This window comes from Streptococcus sp. k-378 (assembly GCF_013277505.1).
Classification (GTDB): domain Bacteria; phylum Bacillota; class Bacilli; order Lactobacillales; family Streptococcaceae; genus Streptococcus; species Streptococcus pseudopneumoniae.
In genome coordinates, this window is record NZ_VMNC01000165.1 from 1 (window position 1) to 583 (window position 583).

Genomic DNA, 583 nt, shown 5'->3' on the forward strand with positions numbered 1-583 from the left:
TGTTACCTTAGCTGGTGTTGTTACATTAGGAACTTCTACAGCTGCTTTACCTGGTTCTGTAATCTTAGCCTTACCTACAACCGTAGTATCTGGTAATTGATCATTTGGAACCTTAGCTGAACCATCTGCTCCAATCGTCACTTTAATTGGACGACCATCCTTACCTGGAAGTTCTACCATTGTTCCTTCTGGATAAGTTGAGCCATCTGGTTTCTTAGGTGTTACTGTAACGTCACCTGTAGTAGGATCTTGTACCAAGTCAATAGTTGGTGTCTTACGGGCTGGTGTTGTTACATCCACTGGTTGTGATGGTTTCTTGTTCGGTTCTGTTACTTTACCTTTACCTGGCACAGCACCTTTCGGAAGCTTGTCATTTGGTACTTCACCTGAACCATTGTCACCAATTGTTACTGTGATTGTTGTTCCATTTTCTCCTGGAATTTCTACCTTAGTTCCTGATGGGTAAGTTGTTCCATCTGGTTTCTTAGGTGTTACAATCGCATTTCCATTTGGTTGTTGAGCAATTTCAATCTTACCTGGTGTTTCAGTCGTTGGCGTTGCTGGTGTTACCTTAGCTGGTGTT

Annotated in this window: 1 protein-coding gene; it reads right to left on the reverse strand. The window is 42.4% G+C overall.

The features are described from left to right. Positions 1-583: hypothetical protein (locus HT719_RS11165; protein ID WP_172922682.1), on the reverse strand; the 583-nt coding region annotated here is incomplete at both ends.